The following is an 802-nucleotide window of genomic DNA, read 5'->3' as shown; positions in this document are numbered from 1 at the left end:
GGGGCGAGGGGAGCGGGTGCGGGGAGGGCTCGTCGGGCGGCGCGGGTCCGGTCACGCCGCCCGGAGGTCACCGCAGTTCGCGGACGGCGGCGGCGATGCCGAGCGGGGTCGGGGTGGCGAAGGTGGCGAAGAATACGTCGAAGTCGAGCTCGACGCCCAGCAGATCGCGGATCCTGGCGGTGATCTGAATGATCGTCAGGGAGTGGCCGCCGAGGTCGAAGAGGTCGTCCTCGGGGCCGAGACCGGGCAGCCGCAGCACCTCGGACCAGATCCCGAGCACGGCAGCGAGCACCTCGTCCTCCGCCTCCGGACCGGAGGCGGGGCCGGTCGGGGCCTCCACCGGCACCGGAGGGACGGGCAGCGCGCGCCGGTCCAGTTTGCCGTTGGGCGTGAGCGGCAGCCGGTCGAGCACCAGGAAGCGCTGCGGGACGGCCGCGCCGGGCAGCAACCGCTGCAGGAAGGAGCGGAGTTCGGCGGGCTCGGGAGCGTTCTGTCCGGCGGCCGGGACGAGATAGCCGGCGACGAACGGCTCGCCGTCGCCCCCGTCCTCTTCGTTGCCGGGCGCGGCGGCCGCCTCCCGGTGCACCGCGGCGGCGGCCTCGGCGACCGCCGGGTGGGTCAGCAGCGCCGCCTCGACCTCCCCCAGCTCGATCCGGTGGCCGCGGATCTTCACCTGGTCGTCGATCCGGCCGAGGAACTCCAGTTCGCCGTCCGGGGTCCAGGCCACCAGGTCGCCAGTGCGGTAGAGCCGGTCGCCGGGGGCGCCGAAGGGGTCGTCGACGAAGCGCTCGGCGGTCAGCTC

The 802-nt window shown here is 74.9% G+C and carries 1 protein-coding gene; it reads right to left on the bottom strand.

Annotation, left to right across the window (positions count from 1 at the left end):
- Positions 1 to 67: 67 nt before the first annotated feature.
- Positions 68 to 802, bottom strand: a 735-nt coding sequence (locus tag VR45_RS36370) for a phosphopantetheine-binding protein (RefSeq protein ID WP_045944205.1), incomplete at its 5' end; no start/stop codon positions are given.

Source organism: Streptomyces sp. NRRL S-495 (assembly GCF_000966955.1).
GTDB classification, from domain to species: domain Bacteria; phylum Actinomycetota; class Actinomycetes; order Streptomycetales; family Streptomycetaceae; genus Kitasatospora; species Kitasatospora purpeofusca.
This window is presented reverse-complemented; position numbering and strand designations above follow the sequence as displayed.